Source organism: Streptomyces sp. NPDC025721, from assembly GCF_055558595.1.
On sequence record NZ_JBVHMF010000002.1, the window covers coordinates 257,153 to 277,934 of the forward strand.

A 20,782-nucleotide genomic window follows, 5' to 3' on the forward strand; every position below is an offset into this window, starting at 1 on the left:
TTTCCGAGAACGGAGCCCCCGCACGGGGCTTCCCCCCCCCCCCCCTCCCCCCCCCCCCCCCCCTCGCCCCCTCGCTCCCCCCCCCCCTGGGGGGGACCCCCCCCCCCCCGCGCTTGGCCCACCCTGTGTCGCGGCCCTGCGGCGGTCGCGACGGCCGCGCCGGGTCCCGCGCCTCCCCGAGAAGGGACGCCCGCGCGATGAGCGAGATCAGCGCAGCCCACCAGATCCCCGCGGTCGGCGCCCCGGCACCCGACTTCGCCCTGCCCGACCAGCACGGCCGTACCGTGCGCCTGGCCGACTTCCGCGGCCGGAAGAACGTCGTGCTGCTCTTCTACCCCTTCGCCTTCACCGGCGTGTGCACCGGCGAGCTGTGCGCGCTGCGCGACGAGCTGCCCGCGTTCCAGAACGCGGACGTGCAACTGCTCGCCGTCTCCTGCGACTCGATGCACTCGCTGAGGGTCTTCGCCGACCAGGAGGGCCTGGACTACCCGCTGCTGTCCGACTTCTGGCCGCACGGCGCGGTCTCCCGCGCCTACGGCGTCTTCGCCGAGGACAAGGGCTGCGCCCTGCGCGGCACCTTCGTCATCGACAAGGAGGGCACCGTGCGCTGGACCGTCGTCAACGGGCTGCCGGACGCCCGCGATCTTCACGACTACGCAAAGGCGCTCGAATCGCTGTAGACCTCGGGAACCCGTCACTAAGCTCGGCACGTTGATCCGGCACCAGCGCAGGATCTGTGCACGCGTACGCCACGCACACAGCACGCACGAACCGATTTGGGAGGACTCGTGGGAGTCAGCCTCAGCAAGGGTGGCAACGTCTCGCTGACCAAGGAGGCGCCGAATCTCACGGCCGTCGTCGTCGGTCTGGGCTGGGACGCCCGCACCACCACCGGCAACGACTTCGACCTCGACGCGAGCGCGCTGCTCACCAGCGACCAGGGCAAGGTGCTCTCCGACGCGCACTTCGTCTTCTTCAACAACCTCACCAGCCCCGACGGCTCCGTGGTGCACACCGGTGACAACCTCACCGGTGAGGGCGAGGGCGACGACGAGGTCATCAACGTGAATCTGGCCGGTGTCCCGGCCGATGTCGCGAAGATCGTCTTCCCCGTCTCCATCTACGAGGCCGAGAGCCGCCAGCAGAGCTTCGGCCAGGTGCGCAACGCCTACATCCGGGTGCTCAACGCGGCGGACCAGCGCGAGCTGGCCCGCTACGACCTGACCGAGGACGCCTCGACCGAGACCGCCATGGTCTTCGGCGAGCTGTACCGGCACGGCGCGGAGTGGAAGTTCCGCGCCATCGGCCAGGGCTACGCCTCGGGACTGCGCGGCATCGCCCAGGACTTCGGCGTCAACGTCTGATCGCGGTGCGGCGCCCGGCCACCGGGCGCCGCCCGTCCCTGGCGGACCCAGGACCCAGGGCCCACCCAGCACCCAGGACCCACCCAGCACACCCTGCGACGGGGAGGAACGAAACACGATGGGCGTCACGCTCGCCAAGGGAGGCAATGTCTCCCTCTCCAAGGCCGCGCCGAATCTCACCAAGGTGCAGATCGGTCTCGGCTGGAGTTCCCGCTCGACCACCGGAGCCGACTTCGACCTGGACGCCAGCGCGCTGCTCTGCGGCAACGGCCGGGTCCTGGGAGACGAGTTCTTCGTCTTCTACAACAATCTCAAGAGCCCGGAGGGTTCCGTCGAGCACACCGGCGACGAACTGGTCGGCGGCACCGGCGGTGACGACGAGACGATCCTGGTGGACCTGAGCCTCGTCCCCGAGCGCGTCGACAAGATCGTCTTCCCGGTCTCGATCTACGACGCCGACGCCCGTTCCCAGACCTTCGGCCAGGTCAGCAACGCGTACATCCGGGTGCTCAACCAGGCGGACGGCGCCGAACTGGCCCGTTACGACCTGACCGAGGACGCCTCGACCGAGACCGCGATGATCTTCGGCGAGCTCTACCGCTACAGCGGCGAGTGGAAGTTCCGTGCGGTAGGTCAGGGGTACGCCTCCGGACTGCGCGGCATCGCCCTAGACTTCGGGGTCAACGTTTCGTAAAGCCGCGTACCTCGCGGGGGTCCTCGTGATCATCAGGGAAATAGGTAGGTAGCTCGTGCTCCTCAGAACATTCGGCTGGTCGTTCGGCATCACTGCCGCCGGCCTCGCCCTGGCCGGCGTCCTCTGGGGCTGGAAGGGCCTGGCCATTGTCGCGATCCTGTCGGTCCTCGAGATCTCACTCTCGTTCGACAACGCGGTGATCAACGCGGGCATCCTCCGCAAGATGAATGCCTTCTGGCAGAAGATGTTCCTCACCATCGGCGTGCTGATCGCCGTCTTCGGCATGAGGCTCGTCTTCCCGATCATCATCGTCGCCATCACGGCCAAGCTCAGTCCGTGGGAAGCGGTCAGGGTCGCGATCAACGACCACGACCGCTACGAGGCGCTGGTCACCGGCGCGCACCCGGCGATCGCCGCCTTCGGTGGCATGTTCCTGCTGATGATCTTCCTCGACTTCATCTTCGAGGAGCGGGAGATCACCTGGCTGGGCTGGCTGGAGAAGCCGCTGGCCAAGGTCGGCAAGCTGGACATGCTCTCCGTCGTGGTCGCGCTGGTCGCGCTGCTCGTCGCCGCCACCACCGTCGCCACCGGCGTCCCGCTGCACGGCGGTCACGGCACCATCGACAAGGGTGAGACGGTGCTGCTGGCGGGCGTCGGCGGCCTGCTCACGTATCTCATCGTCGGCGGTGTCTCCAGCTTCTTCGAGGAGCGGCTGGAGGACGACGACGAGGACGGCGCGGACGACGAGGACGGCGCGGAAGCGGGCGGAGCGGAGCCCGTCGCGGCGAAGAGCGGCAACGGCGTCAGCACCGGACAGGTCGTGGGCCTGGCGGGCAAGGCCGCGTTCTTCATGTTCCTCTACCTCGAAGTCATCGACGCGTCCTTCTCCTTCGACGGTGTCGTCGGCGCCTTCGCGGTCAGCAACGACATCTTCGAGATCGCGCTGGGTCTCGGCATCGGCGCGATGTACATCAGGTCGCTGACCGTCTTCCTGGTCCGCAAGGGCACCCTGGACGACTACGTCTACCTGGAGCACGGCGCGCACTACGCGATCGGCGCGCTGGCCGTCATCCTGCTCGTCACGATCAAGTACGACGTCAGCGAGGTCATCACCGGTCTGGTCGGCGTGGTGCTGATCGCCGCTTCGTACTGGTCCTCGGTGGTACGCAACCGCCGACTCGGGGAAGACTCCGGGCAACCGGACGGTGACAAGGACGACGACAAGGCGGAAGTCGCGAGCGGGGTCTGACCCCGGTCGCGCCAGCGCTGCCCCCGCCGTCCGGCGGGGGCAGCCTCATGTCAGGGGAGGGCGAGGGCAGATGGCCTGGTGGAGTTTTCTGCGGCCGAGCGGCGGGCAGCAGTTCGACGTCGCGAACGCGCACACCGTGGAACTCACCAAGCGGCACCCGATGGTGTCGCTGTCCAAGCAGGGAGCGGCCGTCGGCAACCTCCGGGTCAACCTCTCGTGGTCGATGCGGACATCCGACACCGGTGGCTGGGCCACCTCCAACGGCGGGTTCTTCCGCCGCCAGCTCGACGTCTTCAAACCGCGCGTGGTGCAGGCGGCCGGACCCGCCATGGTCAATGTCGACCTCGACCTGGCCTGCATGTACGAACTGGCCGACGGCAGCAAGGGAGTTGTCCAGCCGCTCGGCAATCTGCTGGGCGACCTGGACGCGCCGCCGTACATCCAGATGAGCGGCGACGACCGGTTCGGCGGCACCTCGGGCGAGACGCTGTACATCAACTTCGACAAGCGGGACGAATTCCGGCGGCTGCTGGTCTTCGTCTACATCTACGACGGCACGCCCGCCTTCGACCGCACGCACGCGAAGGTCGAGATCTTCCCGACCTCGGGCCCGCGCATCGAGATCCCGCTCAACGAGCGGGAGCCGCAGGCCCGTTCGTGCGCCGTCGTGCTGATCGAGAACCGCAAGGGCGAGCTGGTGGTGCGCCGCGAGGTCAGGTACGTCTACGGCTTCCAGGCCGAGATCGACCGGCTCTACGGCTGGGGCCTCCAGTGGGGCCGCGGCTACAAGTCCAAGGTCTGACCGCGTCCGGCGGGCTGTCCGCGCGGGTCAGCTGCCCGACTGGAACTGGGGTCCCTGCGGCGGCAGTTGGAAGCCGCCGTCGTTGGCGGCGGCAGTGGCGGCCACCGGCTGCGGGTAGCCGTACGCCGGGTAGCCCTGCTGCGGCTGCTGGTGGACCGCGGGGGCCGTGGTGGCCGCCACGGGCTGCGGGTAGCCGTAGGCGGGCTGTGCGGGCACGTGGCCGGGCGAGGGAGCCTGGAGCGGGTATCCGTACGCACTGGTGGGCGCGGGCTCCGGCTCCTGGGCGTACGGCGCGGTCTGCTGGGACACCGGCCCGGCCGTGGGCGGCGCCGCCGGGGAGACGGTGGGCGGCGCGGTCGTGGCCGGTACGGCGGTACGGTCGGAGTCGCCGCCCTCGACGTCGTCCACCGCGATGCCGAATTCGGTGGCCACGCCGACCAGACCGGTGTCGTACCCCTGGCCCAGGGCGCGGAATTTCCAGCCGCCGTCCTTGCGGTAGATCTCGCCGCAGTTCAGGGCGGTCTCGTAGCCGGTGTCGGGGCGCACCTCGAAGGTGATGACGGGCGCGTGCTGCGGCCCCGTGGTGTCGTAGAGGAGCACGCACAGGTCCTGGACCTGCGCGAAGGGGCCGCCGTCGCAGGAGGCGACGATCACGACGCGGTCCACGTCGGAGCCGAGGGCGGCCAGGTCGACCTCGACGGTGTCGGTCAGGCTGCCGGAGACGCGTTTCTTGGGCAGGTGACGGGCGAGCCCCGAGGGGTGGCGCGGTTCGTTGTAGAAGACGAAGTCGGCGTCGGAACGGACCTTGCCGTTGGAACCGAGCAGCAGCACGGAGGCGTCAACATCGGGGGAACCGGACGCCGGGGTCCAGCGCAGTACCGCCCGGATTCCGGGGGCGTCCAGTGGGGTGTTCGAGCCCTTCACCATCACGTGCGTCATACCGGTCATCCTGCCCTCCCCGTGGCGTGCGCCACAACGCCGGGCGGGACGGTCACGCGGTGGACCCGCCGCGGTTACCTGTTTTTCACGTGTGGAGGGAACCTCTACCCCATGCTCGCACGTACGATAATCGGCCAGATATCATCGGGCTCACTACCTCGAAATGGGGCGTATGCGACACTTCGGGCACCTCGCTCCTGAAGCCAGGAGCGAACTGTTTCACCGCGAGCCGCAGGAGTTCACTGCCGACTCGCCCGCACGCATGCTCGCGGTCGCCCTCGGCGCCACCCTCTACAGCCCCGCCACCCGCCCGCAGCTCGCGGACGACGTGGTGAAGCAGGCCGCCCGGGGTGTGGTGTCGATGGTCCTGTGCCTGGAGGACTCCATCGACGACCGCGACGTCGTCGCAGGTGAGGCCAATCTCGTCCGGCAGTTCGCCGATCTCGCGACCCGGCCGGAGGCGGCGCTTCCGCTGCTGTTCATCCGGGTCCGCACGCCCGCGCAGATCACCGACCTGGTGACACGGCTCGGCGGCACCGTGGAACTGCTGTCCGGATTCGTGCTGCCCAAGTTCACCGAGGAGACCGGCGTCCCCTTCCTGGAGGCCATGGCGCACGCGGAGGCCGCCAGCGGGCGGCGCCTTTTCGCCATGCCCGTACTGGAGTCCCCGCAGCTCCTGCACCTGGAGAGCCGGGTCGAGACGCTCTACGGGATATCCAGGACGGTCGACAAATACCGCGAGCGGGTGCTCGCCCTGCGCCTGGGCGTCACCGACTTCTGCTCCTCCTACGGCCTGCGCCGCGCCCCCGCGATGACCGCCTACGACGTGCAGATCGTCGCCTCGGTGATCGCCGACGTGGTCAACGTCCTCGGCCGCGCCGACGGCAGCGGCTTCACCGTGACGGGACCGGTCTGGGAGTACTTCAGGCACCACGAGCGGATGTTCAAGCCGCAACTGCGCCGCAGCCCCTTCACCCCCGAGGCCGAGGACCTGCGCGACACCCTCATCGAGCGCGACATGGACGGACTGCTCCGCGAGATCGAGCTGGACCGCGCCAACGGCCTCCAGGGCAAGACCTGCATCCACCCCACCCACGTGCCCGTCGTGCACGCGCTGAGCGTCGTCACGCACGAGGAGTTCTGCGACGCGGCCGACATACTCGACGAGGACCGCTCCGGCGGCGGCGTCATGCGGTCCGCGTACACCAACAAGATGAACGAGGTGAAGCCGCACCGCGCCTGGGCGGAGCGCACCATGCGCCGCGCCGAGGTTTTCGGCGTCGCCCAGGAGGACATCGGCTTCGTGGAACTGCTCGCGGCGAGCCTGCCGCAGTCCTGAGCGCGGTCCCGGAACAGCCTCCAGCGCAGTCCTGAGCACGGCCAGGCGCCGCGCCCAGCCCTGAGCACGGCCCCCGCGCCGCGCTCGCACCGAACGGAAGAGAAGCACCGCATGGCAACGCACACGCCCTGGCCGGGCCAGTGGGTCGCGGACCGGCTGGGCATCGGCCTGGTGGGCGAGGGCCTGCACGGAGTGCTCGGCCTCGCGCTGCGCCGCAACCCCAAGCGCGCCCACCTGCTGGTCTCCAACATCCTCGGCAAGCACGTCCCGCAGGACCCGCGCGCGGTCTACGGCTCCGCGTACGCGCTCGGCGAGCGGGTCCGCGACCTGCTCGGCCCGGACGCGGTCGCCGACGCCGTGGTCCTCGGCTACGCCGAGACCGCGACGGGGCTCGGCCACTGCGTCGCCGACGGCGTCGGCGGTGTGCCGTACCTGCACTCCACCCGGCGCGAGGTCGCGGGCGTCGCGGCGGGCGGCGGCTTCCAGGAGGAGCACAGCCACGCCACCGGGCACCTGCTGCTCCCCGAGGACCCGGCGCTGCTGGCGGGCAGCGGCCCGCTGGTCCTCGTCGACGACGAGTTCTCCACCGGCCAGACCATCCTCAACACCATCCGTGACCTGCACGGACGCCACCCGCGCGAGCGGTATGTGGTGGTCGCCCTCACCGACATGCGGTCCGCCGCCGACCAGGCGCGGCTGGAGGACTTCGCGGCGGAACTCGGCGCCCGCGTGGACGTCGTCGCCCTGGTCGCGGGGGCCGTCACGCTCCCCGAGGGCGTGCTGGAGCGCGGCCAGGCCCTGGTGGCCGCCCACGAGACGCCGCCGCCCGCGCCCGCCGACTACTACGACCTCACGCACGTCGAGCTGGACTGGCCGGCCGGGGTGCCGGACGGCGGCAGGCACGGCTTCCTGCCCGAGCACCGCGCCGCCCTGGAGGCCGCGCTGCCCGCGATGGGACAGCGGCTGGCCGCCGCGCTTCCGCCCGGCGCCCGCCGCGTCCTCGTCCTCGGCAACGAGGAGCTGATGTACGCCCCGCTGCGGCTGGCGGAGGCGCTGCGACGGCACACCGCCGCAGCGGACGGGGGCCTTGAGGGCCTGGGGCGGCACACCGCCGCAGCGGACGCGGGCCTTGGGGGCTCGCGGGCGGCCCCTGGCGGCGCTCTCGACGTGCGCTACTCCACCACCACCCGCTCGCCGGTGCTGGCCGTCGACGACCCCGGCTACGCCATCCGCAGCCGGATCGTGTTCCCCGCCCACGACGAGCCCAGCGACGGCCCCGGCGACCGGTACGCGTACAACGTGGCGGGCGCGGGCTTCGACGCGGTCGTCTGCGTCATCGACTCCGCGGGCGAGACCCCCGAGCTGTACGGGCCCGGCGGCCTGATCGCCCAGCTCGCCGCGCACACCGACCGCGTACTGGTCGCCGTCGTCCCCACCTACCGGCCGCGGCCCCGGCTGCACGCCCGGTTGCGGTCCCGGCTCACCGCCGGAACCGAGTCCCGTCCCCGACCGAACGGACACGCCGCACCGATGAGCCCCGCCCCTGTGAGCGCCACCGCCCGACCGCTGCCCGAGCCCCTGCGCGGCCCCGCCTTCTCGTCGTACGCGGCGGACGAGGTCGGCTGGCTGCTCAAGGACCTGTCGGAGGTCGAGCTGGAAGCGCCGACCGAGGAGCGCGAGGAGGCCATCCAGAGCGGCGGCGCGCATTATGCCGAGTCGCTGCCCGTCGAGTACCAGCCGAGCGCCGCGTACCAGGACCTGTTCAAGGCCGCCCTCGACGGCTCCGCCGAACGCATCGCGCGCGCGGTCGGCGCCGTCACCGAACTCGTGCTCGCCGAGCGCGGCCCGGACGCCGTCCTGGTCTCGCTGGCCCGCGCGGGCACCCCGGTCGGCGTGCTGATGCGCCGCTGGGCCCGGCACGCGCACGGCCTGGACCTGCCGCACTACGCCGTCTCCATCGTCCGCGGCCGGGGCATCGACCGCAACGCGCTGAGCTGGCTGGCCGCCCACCACGACGCGGCGAACGCCGTGTTCGTCGACGGCTGGACGGGCAAGGGCGCCATCACCCGCGAACTGGCCGAAGCCGTCAAGGACTTCGACGGCGAAGGCGTCTTCGACCCGGACATCGCGGTGCTCGCCGACCCCGGCGGCTGCGTGTCCACCTACGGCACCCGCGACGACTTCCTGATCCCCTCCGCGTGCCTCAACTCCACGGTCTCCGGCCTCATTTCGCGCACCGTGCTGCGCGCCGACCTGACCGGGCCCGACGACTACCACGGCGCGAAGTTCTACCGCGAGCTGGCGGGCGCCGACGTCTCAGGGCTCTTCCTCGACACCGTCACCGCCGCCTTCGACCGGGTCGGCGACGCCGTCGCCGAGGACGTCAAGTCGCTGCGCTCCGCCGACCGTTCACCCACCTGGGCGGGCTGGGCCGCGGTCGAGCGGATCAGCGAGGAGTACGGCATCGGCGACGTGAACCTCGTCAAGCCCGGCGTCGGCGAGACCACCCGCGTGCTGCTGCGCCGGGTGCCCTGGAAGATCCTCGCCCAGCGCGGCGTCGGCGCCGACCTCGACCACGTCCGCCTGCTGGCCGCACAGCGCGGCGTACCGGTCGAGGAGGTGGACGGGCTGCCGTACTCCTGCGTGGGTCTCATCCACCCCCGCTACACCCGAGGGGCCACCGGGACCGACGGCAAGGCGGTGGACGCGAAGTGAGTACCCGTCAGAACCGCACGCTGGTCGCCAGCGACCTCGACCGCACCCTGATCTACTCCACGGCGGCGCTCGCCCTCACCATGGCCGACGAGCACGCGCCGCGCCTGCTCTGCGTCGAGGTGCACGAGGCCAAGCCGCTGTCCTACATGACCGAGACCGCCGCCGCGCTGCTGGTGCGACTCGCAGCGGAGGCCGGGCAGTTCGTGCCCTCCACCACCCGCACCCGCAAGCAGTACCGCCGGATCAGCCTGCCGGGACCCCAGCCGCGGTACGCCATCTGCGCCAACGGCGGCCACCTCCTGGTCGACGGCCGCACCGACCATGACTGGAACGCCGAGATCCGCCGCCGTCTCGCCGACGGCTCCGCGCCGCTGGACGAGGTACGCGCCCACCTCGCCGCCACCGCCGACCCCGCGTGGCTGCGCAAGGAGCGCATCGCGGAAGACCTCTTCGCCTACCTCGTGGTCGACCGCGAACGCCTCCCCGCCGGCTGGGTCAAGGAACTCGCCGCCTGGGCCGAACCCCGCGGCTGGACCGTTTCCCTCCAGGGCCGCAAGATCTACGCCGTGCCGCTGCCGCTCAGCAAGTCCGCCGCCCTCGCCGAGGTCGTCCGCCGCACCGGCGCCGACCGCGTCCTCGCCGCCGGCGACTCCCTCCTCGACGCCGATCTGCTCCTCGCCGCCGATGAGGGCTGGCGCCCCGGCCACGGCGAGCTGGCCGACTCCGGCTGGACCGCCCCCCACGTCACCGGCCTCCCCACGGTCGGCGTCGCCGCCGGCGAAGAGATCATCCTGCGGATGCGCAACGCCCTCTAACGCCGCCCCCACGCAGGGCCAGCCTGCCCCAGGGCCTTGTTTTTAGGGGTCCGGGGCTGGTGCGCTGCCGTCGCGCAGGGCCTTGTTTTTTTAGGGGCGCGGGGAACTGCGCGACCAGCCACCGACGGTGGCGCGCCTTGAAAACCGGCCCCAGCGGGGCAGACGCTGTCTGTTCTCGGGCTGACAGCCCGGTGGGGGCGGGCCGCGCAGTTCCCCGCGCCCCCAAAAAAAGCGCGTGGCCGGCGCCCCGGCGGAGAGGAACCGCCTCGGGGCCCGGGGTCAGTGCCCCGGGGCCACCACCCGGGTGCAATAGGCGCGGGAGCGCTCTACGCGTCGCGCGTTGGGCCGCTCGCTCGCAGCGATAAAGGCCCGGGCCTCCAGCTCGCTGCGCCCCCCGCGCACGTGCCGTCGCAGCAGCCGCCGCTCACGCACCTGACGCGGCGCGTCGACGTACCAGAGCTCGTCCAGCAGGTCACGGACCTGCTCCCACCCGGCACCGTCGTCGGCGAGGTAATTGCCCTCGGTGACGACGAGCCGGACACCGGGCGCGACGACCAGCCCGGCGGCCACCGGCTCGTCCAGGCGCCGGTCGAAGTCGGGCGCGTAGACCGGGTGTTGACGGTCACCGCGCAGCCGCCGCAGCAGGTGGACGTAGCCGTCCACGTCGAACGTCTCGGGCGCGCCCTTGCGGTCCCGCAGCCCCAGCCGGTCCAACTGCGCGTTGGACAGATGGAACCCGTCCATCGGCACATACGCGGCCGTCCCCGCGCCCACCCGGTCGTTCACCCCGGACACCAGCCGCCGCGCCAGAGTCGACTTCCCGGCGGCCGGGGCGCCCGCCAGCCCCAGCAGAGCCCTCCGGCCTGGAATGCTGGGGACCAAGGCGACCGCGTCATCCACGAGCATTCCGTCACCCTAGGGCCCGGACGGGCCCTGAGCGCCGCACCAGGGAGAAGACCCTTGTCCGAAACGAAGAACCCGCAGCTCACACCCGAGCTCTACGGATACGTCCTCGCGCACAACCCGCCGCTGGACGCCGTCCAGCGGGAACTGGTCGAGACCACGCACGCCCGCCTCGCCGATGTGGCCGGGCTCCAGACCGCTGAGGAGCAGGGCCCGCTGCTGGCCTTCCTCGTCCGCCTGACCGGCGCCAAGCAGATCGTGGAGGTCGGCACCTTCACCGGCTTCTCGACCCTGTCGATGGCCCAGGCCCTGCCCGCCGACGGCAGGCTCATCGCCTGCGACGTCTCCGAGGAGTGGACCGCCGTCGGCCAGGACGCCTGGGCCAAGGCGGGCGTCGCCGACCGCGTCGACCTGCGGATCGCCCCGGCCATCGACACGCTCAAGGCGCTGCCCGGCGGCCAGTGGATCGACCTGGTGTTCCTGGACGCCGACAAGGGGTCCTACACCGACTACTGGGAGGAGCTGGTGCCGCGCATGAACCCCGGCGGCCTGCTCGTCGTCGACAACACGCTCTTCCACGGCGAGGTCGTGGACGAGGACGCGACCGGCGGCGCCGCGGCCATCCGCGCGTTCAACGACCACGTACGCGCGGACGACCGGGTGGACGACGTCCTGCTCACCGTCGCGGACGGCCTGACCCTGGCCCGTAAGAAGTAGTCACTCCGGCAGGACCGTCACGGGGTCAGTGCTGCGGCAGTCCGCGGGGAGGCGGCCGCCGGGTGGTCACCGCCGCCCGGGCCTCCTCCTCGCGGGCTGCCTGCTGGGGGTGGCGCTTGCGCCAGTACGGGTTGTCGTGCGGCAGCCCGCCGGTCACCCGCCCGTACATGCCGAAGAACATCAGCATCACGCCGACCGCGAAGCTGAACAGCACGTTCGACATCTTGAACGCCAGAAGGTTGCTGCCGGTGTCCAGCAGGGCGAGATTGACGAACCCGCTGAGCAGGAAGGCGACGCCGACGACGATGTTGAGGGTCGAGGCGAAGTTGCCGCCCTTCACCATCCCGGCGAAGAGCAGCACGCCGATGACGATGGAGATCGTGCTGAGCGCGCCGTTGGAGTTCAGCCCGGCGATCCGGTCGCCCGCCTTGGACAGGAACGACACGCCGTTGAGGAGTCCGAGGATCCCGAAGACGACCAGGATCAGGCCCATCAGACCGGCGCCGAAGCGGTACATCTGGCTCAGCTTGTGGTCCACGGGCAGATGATCGTCGAGTCGCATATGACCGGCCTCCTTCGCTGAAGGGGAATCGAGGCCGCTGCTCCTCCAGGATAGGCCGGGGTCCGGAATCCGGCGCTCCGCGCGGGTCACCCCGGGTCACGGGCCGGCGGCGCGGGGCTTGCGGCAGCGGGCGGCAGTGCGCGAAGTCCGGCACATCGTTCCCGGACCCCGGCGACGCCGGGCGACCTGTGGATGAACGCCCTCCGCGGGCCGCGTCCCCGCTACCCTGGGCCCATGCCTCGCTACGAGTACCGCTGCAAGACCTGTGGCTCCACCTTCGAGCTGCGCCGCCCGATGTCCCAGTCGGACGCCCCGACCGTCTGCCCCAAGGGTCACGACGACACCGTGAAGCTGCTCTCGACGGTCGCGGTCGGCTCCTCGTCGTCCTCGTCCTCGTCGTCGGCCGGTCCCGCCCCGGCGAGCGGCAACGGCGGCGGCGGATGCTGCGGTGGCGGCTGCTGTAGCTGAACGGACGGGACGGGGGCCGGTACGGGCGGCGGTCGGATCGTACGTATGCCGGTCCGGCCGTATGAACGCTGGTCCGGCCGTACAACGCCGGTCCGGCCGTACCGCCGGTCGCCGGAGCAGGAGACCGGCCAGGGGTGCTCAGCGCCCGGCCGCGCGGTCCTCACGGATGTTGGCCACCACGCGGTTCGCGGTCTCGCGCACCGCTGCGGTCTCGGTGAGGAACGCCCAGTAGTCCGGGTGCCTGCCCTCCAGCGCGGCCACCGCGCGGTCGAGGCGCGCCACCGCGTCGTCCAGCGGGCGGGCGTGCCGCGGCTCCGGCGTCGAACGCCCCTGCATGGCCAGCCGCTGCGCGTCCCGGATCGCGAAGCGGGTCTTCTCGACCTCGCCCTTCGGGTCCTTGCTCACCTCGTTGAGCTGCCGCAGCCGGTCACCGGCCGCGGACACCGCGCCCTCCACGTCGTCCATCAGCGCCCTGACCGTCGCCAGCCGTGACGTGGCGTCCGGCCAGCGCTGCTCGTCCCGCGCCTTGCGCGCCTCGGCCAGCGCCGTCTCCGCCTGCCGTACCGCCTGCGCGGCCCGCTCGGGCACCTGCTGGAGGTCCTGCCAGCACGCCAGCGAGAACCGCCGCCGCAATTCGCTGAGCACCGGGTCCACGCCCTCGGCCCGCGTCGCCAGCGCCTGCACCCGCGTACGCAGCGACACCAGCCGTTTGTCCATCTCCCTGGCCTGCTCGGGCAGCCGCTCCGCCTCGGTCCGCACCGCGTCCGCCTTGCGGCGCACATCGTCGGCCCGCTGGACGGTCTCCTGCACGCCGTGCTTGCTCGCGCCCTCGTTCAGCCTGGTCAGCTCGGGTGCCAGCGCGGCCAGCCGGGCCGCGAGGTCGTCCGCCTTCAGCCCGACCGCGCGGACCCCGTCCAGCGCGTTCGTCGCCGCCAGCAGCGACTGCTTGGCCCGCTCCACGGCGGGCGCCAGCCGGGCGAGTTGCGTCTCCGCCTTGCCGAGCAGCGGCGCGAGACCCGCGGAGAAACGCTCCAGCTCGGTCTTGGCCCTGTCCAGCTCGTCCTTGGCCTTCGTCAGCTCGGTGCGCGCCCGCGCCGCCGTGCCCGCGTCCAGCTCGTCCCGGTCGATGTCGTGCGCGTCCACGGTGTTGATGTAGGCCGCGCTCACCTGGTCGATGCGCTCGCCCAGCGACCGGAATCCGGCCAGCGCCCGGCGCGCCTCGGGGGAGTCGTCCACCGCCGAGATCGTCTCTATCGAGATCTCCAGATCGCGCTGCGCCGTGTCCAGCTCGTAGAACGCCTGTGACGCGGCGTCCTTCGCCGCCTGCGCCTCCGCACGGTGATTGTCGCCGCGTCGCCACCACGAACGTGCCGTCGTCACCGTGACACTCTCTCCCCGCAGATCGCCGCCGACCACCGTCGGACCCATCCTCCCACCAGGCCGCCCCGAACACACCGCCCGGTCCCCACGGCCCCGTGGTTGCTGATCACGCCCCAGGGCAGGGTAACCTGTGACGTCGAACTCACCGAGGGCGTGTAGCTCAGTGGTAGAGCGCCGCCCTTACAAGGCGGATGTCGGCGGTTCGAAACCGTCCACGCCCACCCTCGGAAGCCCCCGGGCCCCTGTCCAGCGTCCTTGGACAGGGGCCTCTTCCCTGTCCCGCTCCGTGTGCCGCCCCCGGCCCGTGCGCGGCGGCCGGGGGCGGTTGCGTGGCCCGTCACGGTCGGGGTTGGGTGGGGTCATGACGCGCCCCGTGCTCTATCTGTTCGGCTCCGCCGCACCCCCGGTACTGGATATCGCCTCGGTCGTCGAGGGCGCGCAACGAGCCGGGTGGGACGTCTGCCTCGGTCTGACGCCCGCCGCCGCCGACTGGCTCTTCACCCAGACGAAGAAGCTGACGAAGCTGACCGGTCACCCGGTGCGCAGCACGTACAAGAAGCCCGGTGAGCCGGACGTCTGGCCGCCCGCGGACGTGATCGCCGTCGCGCCGGCCACCTTCAACACGATCAACCAGTGGGCGCTCGGGATCACCGACCACTTCGTCGTCGGCGTCGCGGCCGAGGCCATCGGCAAGAGCATCCCCCTGGTGACGATGCCGTGCGTGAACACCGCCACCGCCCGGCACCCTGCCTTCGACCGGTCGGTCGACGAACTGCGCGTGGCCGGGGTGAGGGTCCTCTACGGCGAGGGCGGCTTCGTCCCCCACCCGCCAGGCCAGGACGCCCCGGACGACTTCCCCTGGCCGCTGCTGTTCGAGGCGGCGAAGGCGGCACTCCCCGATCACCTGCGCTGACACCGGGCCGGGGACACCGGCCGACCGGGCCGCGTCCGTACTCCCGTGGATGTAACGGCGCGGCCTGTACCGCCCGCGGGGGTACGGCGATGTCCGCCGCTGGCGCGACGTTCCGTGGCTGTCACGCCTTGACGATGGAGGCGATCAGTCGTTCGTCGCAAGGGGAGGCCGGGATGAGGACCGCGGAGCAGGTCAGCGGGGTACGTGACGGGGGCGCCGCGCCGCCGGGCGCAGGGGCGGGCGGGGGCCGGGCGCGGAAGCTGCCGTGGCTGATGCTCGCGCTGTGGGTCGGGGTGCTGGCGGTCGCGATACCGCTGTCCGCCAGGCTCGGTGACGTCCAGCGCGACAGCGTCGTGGACTACCTGCCGAACAGCGCGGACTCCACGCGGGCGGCCAAGATCCAGGCGTCGCTGCCCGGCGGCGAGACGACCGACATCGTCGTGGTCTACCACCGCGACGGCGGCCTCACCGCGGCCGACCGGGCCACCGCCGCGCGGCAGACCGCCGAGATCGCCCGTACGAACCGGCTCACCGGGGACACCCCGCGGGCCGTGCCGTCCAAGGACGGCACCACGCTGATGTACCCGATGTCGACCACGGCGCCGGGCCAGGACTCCCAGGCCAGAACCGACTTCGTGGACGGGGTCAGGGCCGTCGCCAAGGGCGGCTCGGGGCTGACGGTGAAGGTCGGCGGACAGGGCGCCCTGGACACCGACAGCGCCGAGGTCTACAGCGCGCTCGGCGGCCCGCTGCTCTACACCACGGTCCTCGTCGTCGCCGTCCTGCTGATCCTCATCTACCGCAGCCCCGTGCTGTGGCTGATCCCGCTGATCTGCGCGGGCGCCGCCGACGTGCTGTCGATGGCGGTCACCTACGGCCTCAACCAGGCGTTCGGCGTGACCGTCAGCGGCCAGAGCTCCGGTGTGATGACCATCCTCGTCTTCGGCGTCGGCACGGACTACGCGCTGCTGCTCGTGGCCCGCTACCGCGAGGAACTGCGCCGCACCGAGCGCCCGTACGACGCCATGCGCACCGCCCTGCGCAAAGCCGCGCCCGCGGTCCTGGCCTCCGCGGGCACCGTCGCCGCGGGCATGCTCTGCCTGCTGGCCGCGGACCTCAACAGCAGCCGGGGCATGGGCCCGACGGCCGCTGTCGGCGTCGTCTGCGCGCTGCTCGCCATGGTGACGCTGCTGCCCGCCGTCCTCGTCGTCCTCGGCCGCCGCGTGTTCTGGCCGCTGATCCCCGCCCACGGCAGCGAGCCGAAGCAGCGGCGCGGCGCCTTCGTCGCGATCGGCGACGGCGTCGGCCGCAGGCCGGTCGCGGTGCTCGTCGGCGGTGTGCTGCTGCTCGGCGCCCTCGCCGTCGGCGTGCTCAACCTGCCCGGCAGCGTCAAGCAGCAGGACATGTTCAGCAGCGAGCCCGACGCGATCACCGCCATGCGGATGCTCGGCGCGGCCTACCCCGACCAGGGCAGCCGTCCCGTCGCCGTCATCGCGCCCGCCGACCGCGCCGAGGCCGCGCGGGCCGCCGCCCGCTCCACCCGAGGCGTCACCGACGTGCGCGCCGGGCGCACCGCCGACGGCTGGAGCGAATTCTTCGTCACCACCGCGGGCCCGCCGCAGACCGCGGCCGAGACCGCCACCATCAAGGCCCTGCGCACCGGACTCCCCGGCTCCTACGTCGGCGGCCCCAGCGCCCAGCAGCTCGACCTCCAGCACACCAACCAGCGCGACCGCGGCATCGTCATCCCGATCACCCTCGCCGCCGTCCTGCTCATCCTCGTCCTCCTGCTGCGGTCCCTCGTCGCGCCGCTGCTGCTCGTCGTCGCGGTCGTCGCCGTCTGGGGCGCCGCCCTGGGCATCGGCGGCCTCGTCTTCGGCCCGGTCCTCGGCTTCCACGGCACCGATCCAGGACTCGCGCTGCTCTCCTTCGTCTTCCTCGTCGCCCTCGGCGTCGACTACGGCATCTTCCTCATGCACCGCATGCGCGAAGAGGCGCTCAACGGCGCAGGCCCCCGCGAGGCCACCCTCGGCGCGCTCCACTCCACCGGCGGCGTCATCACCTCGGCCGGTGTCGTCCTGGCCGCGACCTTCTCCGTCCTGATGAACATGCCTCTCGTCCAGCTCGCGGAACTCGGCTTCGTCATCGCCGTCGGCGTCCTGCTCGACACCTTCCTCGTCCGCACCTTCCTGGTGACCTCGGCCGCGCTGCTGCTGCGCCGCCGGGTCTGGTGGCCCGGCGCCCTGAGCCGCCCGGCGCCGGGCGAACGGGGGTGAGCCCGCGAGGGCGCCGCGTGACGCGCCAGGACGCGGCGCTCGCGGCGGGGCTGGCGGCGCTGTCGGTGCCGCTGGCCCTGCTGACGCCGGGGACGCGTCCCGACGCGCTGGGCTGGGCGCTGCTGGTCTGCTGCCAGATCCCGCTGCTGTGGCGGCGGACGCACACGACGGCCGCGCTGGTGGTGACGGTCGCGTTCCTTGGGCCGTACCACGCGCTCGGGTATCCGCACGCGGCGCCGGTGCTGGGCTCGATGACGCTGCTGTTCACGGCGGCGGCCACGAGCCCGGTGTGGCGGGCGGCGGCCATCGGGACGGTGGTCGTCGGCGGCACGGTGGCGGCGGACTGGGTCTCGGACGCCGGGGGAGCGGTGGACACGCTGCGGACCTCGGGCTGGATCGCGGCGGTGCTGGTGGCGGGCGCGACCGTGCGCGTGCACCGCCAGTTGGTGGCCGCGACCACGCAGCGGGCCGAGCGCGCCGAACGGACGCGGGAGGAGGTGGCGGCCCGGCGGGTGGCGGAGGAACGGCTGCGGATCGCCCGTGACCTGCACGACCTGCTCGCGCACAGCATCACGCTGATCGGCGTGCAGACGGCGGTGGCCGCGCACGTGATGACGGTGGCGCCCGAGGAGTTCGACCGGGCGGCGGTGTCCAAGGCGCTGGACGGCATCGCGGACACCTGCCGCGCGGCCCGCGTCGAGGTGCGCACCACGCTGGAGGTGCTGCGGTACGGCGAACGGGCCGCCGACGAGGGGCCGTTGCCCGGTCTGGCCGCGCTGTCGGACCTCGCCCGCCCGGCCGGGGCCCGGCTCCACGTGCTTACGGCGCGAGGTGCTTCCTCCGGCGGCGCGGACCCGCACATCCCGCCCGCCGTCGAGGCCGCCGCGTACCGCATCGTGCAGGAGGCCCTGACGAACACCACCCGGCACGCGGGGGCCGGGGCGCGGGCCGAGGTGACCGTGCGCGTCGGCCCCGGCTCGCTGCTGGTCGAGATCACCGACGACGGCGGGGCGGCCGTCGGCACGGGGCCCCGGCCCGGCTCCGGACTCAACCTCCACCTCGGCCGCCACGACAGCCCTCAGGACAGCCCTCAGGACAGCCCTCACGACAGCCCGGCCCACGGCCCCGCCCACGGCCCCGCCCACGGGCCCGACCTCGGCCCCGGCTTCGGTCTGATCGGCATGCGCGAACGCGTCCGCAGCGTCGGCGGCACCCTGACGGCGGGCCCCCTCGCCGGAGGCGGATTCCGGGTCGCGGCCGACCTCCCGCTGACCCCCCGCGCGGACGCGTGTACGGACGGGGCCGCCGCACCGCACGACCCCGCCTGACGCGCCCCGCCGCGCGGGGGACCGGCACCCGCGACCGCGCCCAACTGGTCCTCAACCGCTGCGAGTCGGGCCCGTCACGCCCGCGCGGCGGCCGGTGCGGGCGGCGCTGATTCGCGCGGAAAATCGAGGGTTTGACGCCTTCGTTACTCCTTTGGGGGAACGGTCGCGGGAAGCGTCGGCACGTGCCGCGCGCATGCTGACCATGAAGGGTGACCACTTCTAGGGGGAGGCGCGTCCGCGGTTGGACGGCGCTGCTTGTCGTGACGATGGCGGCAGGATCGTGGGGACTCGGCGCGGTGGCCTCGGCCGAGCCGCGCGCGCGGTGCCCGGCGGGAGCGGGCCACGGCAGAGCGGAGTCATGCCCCGCCGAGCCGTCCCGTCACCCGTCGCACCACGCGTCGCCCGTACCGTCCGAGGCCGCGTCGCCCGCGCCGTCGCACCGCGCGTCGCCCGGTCCGGAACCGACCCGGACGTCGACACCCACACCCGCACCGACACGGACGCGGCCCTCCCGGCCCGATCCCGGTCCCACGTCCCCGCCCACCCGGGCACCCACACCCAATCCCGCTCCCACGACCACACCCGCGCCCGCGCCCGAACCGACGCGTACGGCCGCGCCCACGTCTGTTCCCACCCACAGGACCGACCCCGAGCCCACGGCCGCGCCGACGACCTCGCCCGCGCCCAGCCGTGTGCCCGACCGCCACGAGCCCGTACGGCACCAGCCGACGCACCACGAGCCCGTATGGCACGACCCCGGTCATCACGGCCCGGACCACGCTGACCCGGATCACCCTGATCCCGGGCACCACGACCCTGGGCACCACGACCCCGGACGGCACCGGCCCGATCATCACGGGCCCGGTTACCACCACCCCGACCCGTATGTGCCCTGGTGCGGGTACTGGCCGGACCAGTGGCCCTGGACGTGGCTCTGCCACCGCCACCACCACCATCCGAAGCCGTGCCCGACCCCGACACCGACCCCCACGCCGACTCCCACCCCCACGCCGACTCCCACCCCCACCCCGACTCCTACGCCCACACCGACCCCGACCCCCACTCCGACCCCCACGCCCACGCCGACACCCACTCCGACCCCGACTCCCACGCCGAGTCAGAAAGCGGCGGTGACGCCACGTCCCAGACCCGCGCCGAAGCCCCCGGCGCCCGCACCCGTACCGCAGCCCGTACCCACCGCCGCACCCGTACCGGCTCCCGCGCCGGTGCCGCGGTCCCAACCCGCGCCGCCCGCCGCCCCGGTGGCGGTGCACTGGCCGGAGAAGGCGCCGGCGCCGGTCGCGGCGCCGAAGGAGCACCGCCGGTCGCTGATGATCACGATGATGCTCACCACCGTGCCCGCCGTGCTGGCCGTCGCCGTCCTGCGGCCCGGCTCCTCCGGCTCCAACTCCGGTCGCAGCAGGAACAACTGAACGTGAAACAAGGGGGATTTCCGCATGTCGCAGTGGTTGGCGCTGGTGATCGCGATGGCCGCGGTCTGCGCTGTGGTCCTCGGCGTGGTCGTCCTGCGTACGCGCAAGGTCCACGAGGACGACGATCCGTCGGAGACACCCGACGTCATCGAGTACATGGTCATGATGATCGGCGTGGTCTACGCGATCGTGCTCGGTCTGGCCATCGCCGGTGTCTGGGAGGGGAGGAGCGGGGCACAGGCCGAAGTCCTCGCCGAGGCACAGGCGTTGCACGAGGTGAGCGCGCGGGCGCAGGTGTATCCCGTTGACGTACGCGACCGGATCCGCGCGGACGTGAACGCCTACGCGGCGTTCGTGGCCGACAAGGAGTGGCCGTACATGAAGAACCACGGCGAACTGGAGCCGCGGGGCAACGCGTTGCTCGACACGCTCCGCAAGGACGTCTCGCAGTACGCGCCCACGTCCGACCTCGGCGCCCAGGCGTACCAGCCGCTGGTCGACGAGGTCGCCGCCGTCGACGAGGCCCGCACGTCGCGCAGCCAGAGCGTGGGCGCGACGATGCCGGGGATGGTGTGGTTCGGCCTGATCACCGGCGCGCTGGTGACGGTCGGACTGATCTTCACCCTCCAGATCCGGCGCTCACCGAAGGAGTTGCTGCTCGCCGGTCTGTTCAGCGCGCTCATCGCCTTCCTGCTGTTCCTGATCTGGGACCTCGACGATCCCTTCGGCGGCGGACTCGCCGTCTCCGCCGACGTCTTCCGGGACCTCGTACTGCGCCGCTGACCAGGGCGCGCGCCCCGGCGGACACGGCCGGGAACGCGCACGGCGGACGCGGCTGGGAACGCGACCGGCGGACACAACGAAGCGGCTCCCCTGCCAGGCCGG

At 72.4% G+C, this 20,782-nt stretch carries 19 protein-coding genes and 1 tRNA gene; 15 read left to right on the forward strand and 5 right to left on the reverse strand.

Annotated features, from left to right (window positions below; translation table 11 throughout):
• Window positions 1–197 precede the first annotated feature (197 nt).
• From ACZ4EF_RS05120 to ACZ4EF_RS05140, 5 genes are all read left to right on the forward strand, one after another.
• Entirely contained in the window at window positions 198–680 is a 483-nt protein-coding gene (locus ACZ4EF_RS05120) for a peroxiredoxin (protein WP_467502829.1), read from the forward strand.
• 108 nt (window positions 681–788) lie between these two features.
• A complete protein-coding gene (locus ACZ4EF_RS05125; protein WP_188285108.1) occupies window positions 789–1,364 on the forward strand; it encodes a TerD family protein in 576 nt (191 codons plus the stop codon).
• Between the two features lie 118 nt (window positions 1,365–1,482).
• The gene (locus ACZ4EF_RS05130) at window positions 1,483–2,058 is read left to right on the forward strand and encodes a TerD family protein (RefSeq protein WP_355349942.1); all 576 of its coding nucleotides are present in this window, start codon (window positions 1,483–1,485) and stop codon (window positions 2,056–2,058) included.
• A gap of 55 nt (window positions 2,059–2,113) precedes the next feature.
• Window positions 2,114–3,307, forward strand: a complete 1,194-nt coding sequence (locus tag ACZ4EF_RS05135) for a DUF475 domain-containing protein (RefSeq protein ID WP_401304272.1) — start codon at window positions 2,114–2,116, stop codon at window positions 3,305–3,307.
• Window positions 3,308–3,377: 70 nt separating this feature from the next.
• Window positions 3,378–4,109, forward strand: a complete 732-nt coding sequence (locus ACZ4EF_RS05140; RefSeq protein ID WP_355349947.1) for a TerD family protein — start codon at window positions 3,378–3,380, stop codon at window positions 4,107–4,109.
• Window positions 4,110–4,136: 27 nt separating this feature from the next.
• On the opposite strand, the gene ACZ4EF_RS05145 is transcribed toward ACZ4EF_RS05140, so the two are convergent.
• Complete coding sequence (locus tag ACZ4EF_RS05145) at window positions 4,137–5,057, reverse strand: TerD family protein (RefSeq protein WP_467502832.1); 921 nt, start codon at window positions 5,055–5,057, stop codon at window positions 4,137–4,139.
• Window positions 5,058–5,220: 163 nt separating this feature from the next.
• On the opposite strand from ACZ4EF_RS05145, the gene ACZ4EF_RS05150 reads away from it, so the two are divergent.
• From ACZ4EF_RS05150 to ACZ4EF_RS05160, 3 genes are all read left to right on the forward strand, one after another.
• Window positions 5,221–6,387 carry an HpcH/HpaI aldolase/citrate lyase family protein gene (locus tag ACZ4EF_RS05150; RefSeq protein ID WP_355349953.1) on the forward strand — a complete coding sequence of 389 codons (1,167 nt, stop codon included), beginning with the start codon at window positions 5,221–5,223 and terminating at the stop codon, window positions 6,385–6,387.
• 111 nt (window positions 6,388–6,498) lie between these two features.
• Window positions 6,499–9,102, forward strand: coding sequence for a phosphoribosyltransferase (locus ACZ4EF_RS05155; RefSeq protein WP_467502834.1), 2,604 nt, complete (start codon window positions 6,499–6,501; stop codon window positions 9,100–9,102).
• Window positions 9,099–9,917, forward strand: coding sequence for an HAD family hydrolase (locus ACZ4EF_RS05160; protein WP_391047340.1), 819 nt, complete (start codon window positions 9,099–9,101; stop codon window positions 9,915–9,917). The genes ACZ4EF_RS05155 and ACZ4EF_RS05160 overlap by 4 nt, the downstream gene beginning before the upstream one ends.
• 279 nt (window positions 9,918–10,196) lie before the next feature.
• Here ACZ4EF_RS05160 and ACZ4EF_RS05165 read toward each other — a convergent pair whose 3' ends face one another.
• Window positions 10,197–10,823, reverse strand: coding sequence for a nucleoside/nucleotide kinase family protein (locus ACZ4EF_RS05165; RefSeq protein ID WP_402712265.1), 627 nt, complete (start codon window positions 10,821–10,823; stop codon window positions 10,197–10,199).
• 54 nt (window positions 10,824–10,877) lie between these two features.
• On the opposite strand from ACZ4EF_RS05165, the gene ACZ4EF_RS05170 reads away from it, so the two are divergent.
• The gene (locus tag ACZ4EF_RS05170; protein WP_355349965.1) at window positions 10,878–11,537 is read left to right on the forward strand and encodes an O-methyltransferase; all 660 of its coding nucleotides are present in this window, start codon (window positions 10,878–10,880) and stop codon (window positions 11,535–11,537) included.
• 25 nt (window positions 11,538–11,562) lie between these two features.
• Here ACZ4EF_RS05170 and ACZ4EF_RS05175 read toward each other — a convergent pair whose 3' ends face one another.
• Entirely contained in the window at window positions 11,563–12,099 is a 537-nt protein-coding gene (locus tag ACZ4EF_RS05175) for a DUF4383 domain-containing protein (protein ID WP_355349968.1), read from the reverse strand.
• Window positions 12,100–12,333: 234 nt separating this feature from the next.
• Here ACZ4EF_RS05175 and ACZ4EF_RS05180 point away from each other — a divergent pair, with 234 nt between their 5' ends.
• Window positions 12,334–12,567, forward strand: a complete 234-nt coding sequence (locus tag ACZ4EF_RS05180) for an FmdB family zinc ribbon protein (protein WP_391047336.1) — start codon at window positions 12,334–12,336, stop codon at window positions 12,565–12,567.
• 138 nt (window positions 12,568–12,705) lie between these two features.
• Here ACZ4EF_RS05180 and ACZ4EF_RS05185 read toward each other — a convergent pair whose 3' ends face one another.
• The gene (locus ACZ4EF_RS05185) at window positions 12,706–13,947 is read right to left on the reverse strand and encodes a hypothetical protein (RefSeq protein WP_355349974.1); all 1,242 of its coding nucleotides are present in this window, start codon (window positions 13,945–13,947) and stop codon (window positions 12,706–12,708) included.
• 149 nt (window positions 13,948–14,096) lie between these two features.
• Between ACZ4EF_RS05185 and ACZ4EF_RS05190 the strand changes: the two genes are divergently transcribed.
• From ACZ4EF_RS05190 to ACZ4EF_RS05205, 4 genes are all read left to right on the forward strand, one after another.
• A tRNA-Val gene (locus tag ACZ4EF_RS05190) sits at window positions 14,097–14,168 on the forward strand.
• Between the two features lie 140 nt (window positions 14,169–14,308).
• Entirely contained in the window at window positions 14,309–14,860 is a 552-nt protein-coding gene (locus ACZ4EF_RS05195; protein ID WP_467502836.1) for a flavoprotein, read from the forward strand.
• Between the two features lie 272 nt (window positions 14,861–15,132).
• Window positions 15,133–17,136, forward strand: coding sequence for an MMPL family transporter (locus ACZ4EF_RS05200; RefSeq protein ID WP_467503065.1), 2,004 nt, complete (start codon window positions 15,133–15,135; stop codon window positions 17,134–17,136).
• Between the two features lie 17 nt (window positions 17,137–17,153).
• Complete coding sequence (locus ACZ4EF_RS05205) at window positions 17,154–18,464, forward strand: sensor histidine kinase (RefSeq protein ID WP_467502838.1); 1,311 nt, start codon at window positions 17,154–17,156, stop codon at window positions 18,462–18,464.
• Between the two features lie 1,117 nt (window positions 18,465–19,581).
• Here ACZ4EF_RS05205 and ACZ4EF_RS05210 read toward each other — a convergent pair.
• Window positions 19,582–19,815, reverse strand: coding sequence for a hypothetical protein (locus tag ACZ4EF_RS05210; RefSeq protein WP_355349979.1), 234 nt, complete (start codon window positions 19,813–19,815; stop codon window positions 19,582–19,584).
• A 106-nt stretch (window positions 19,816–19,921) separates the two neighbouring features.
• Here ACZ4EF_RS05210 and ACZ4EF_RS05215 point away from each other — a divergent pair, with 106 nt between their 5' ends.
• The gene (locus ACZ4EF_RS05215; protein ID WP_391047327.1) at window positions 19,922–20,680 is read left to right on the forward strand and encodes a bestrophin-like domain; all 759 of its coding nucleotides are present in this window, start codon (window positions 19,922–19,924) and stop codon (window positions 20,678–20,680) included.
• Window positions 20,681–20,782: the final 102 nt, after the last annotated feature.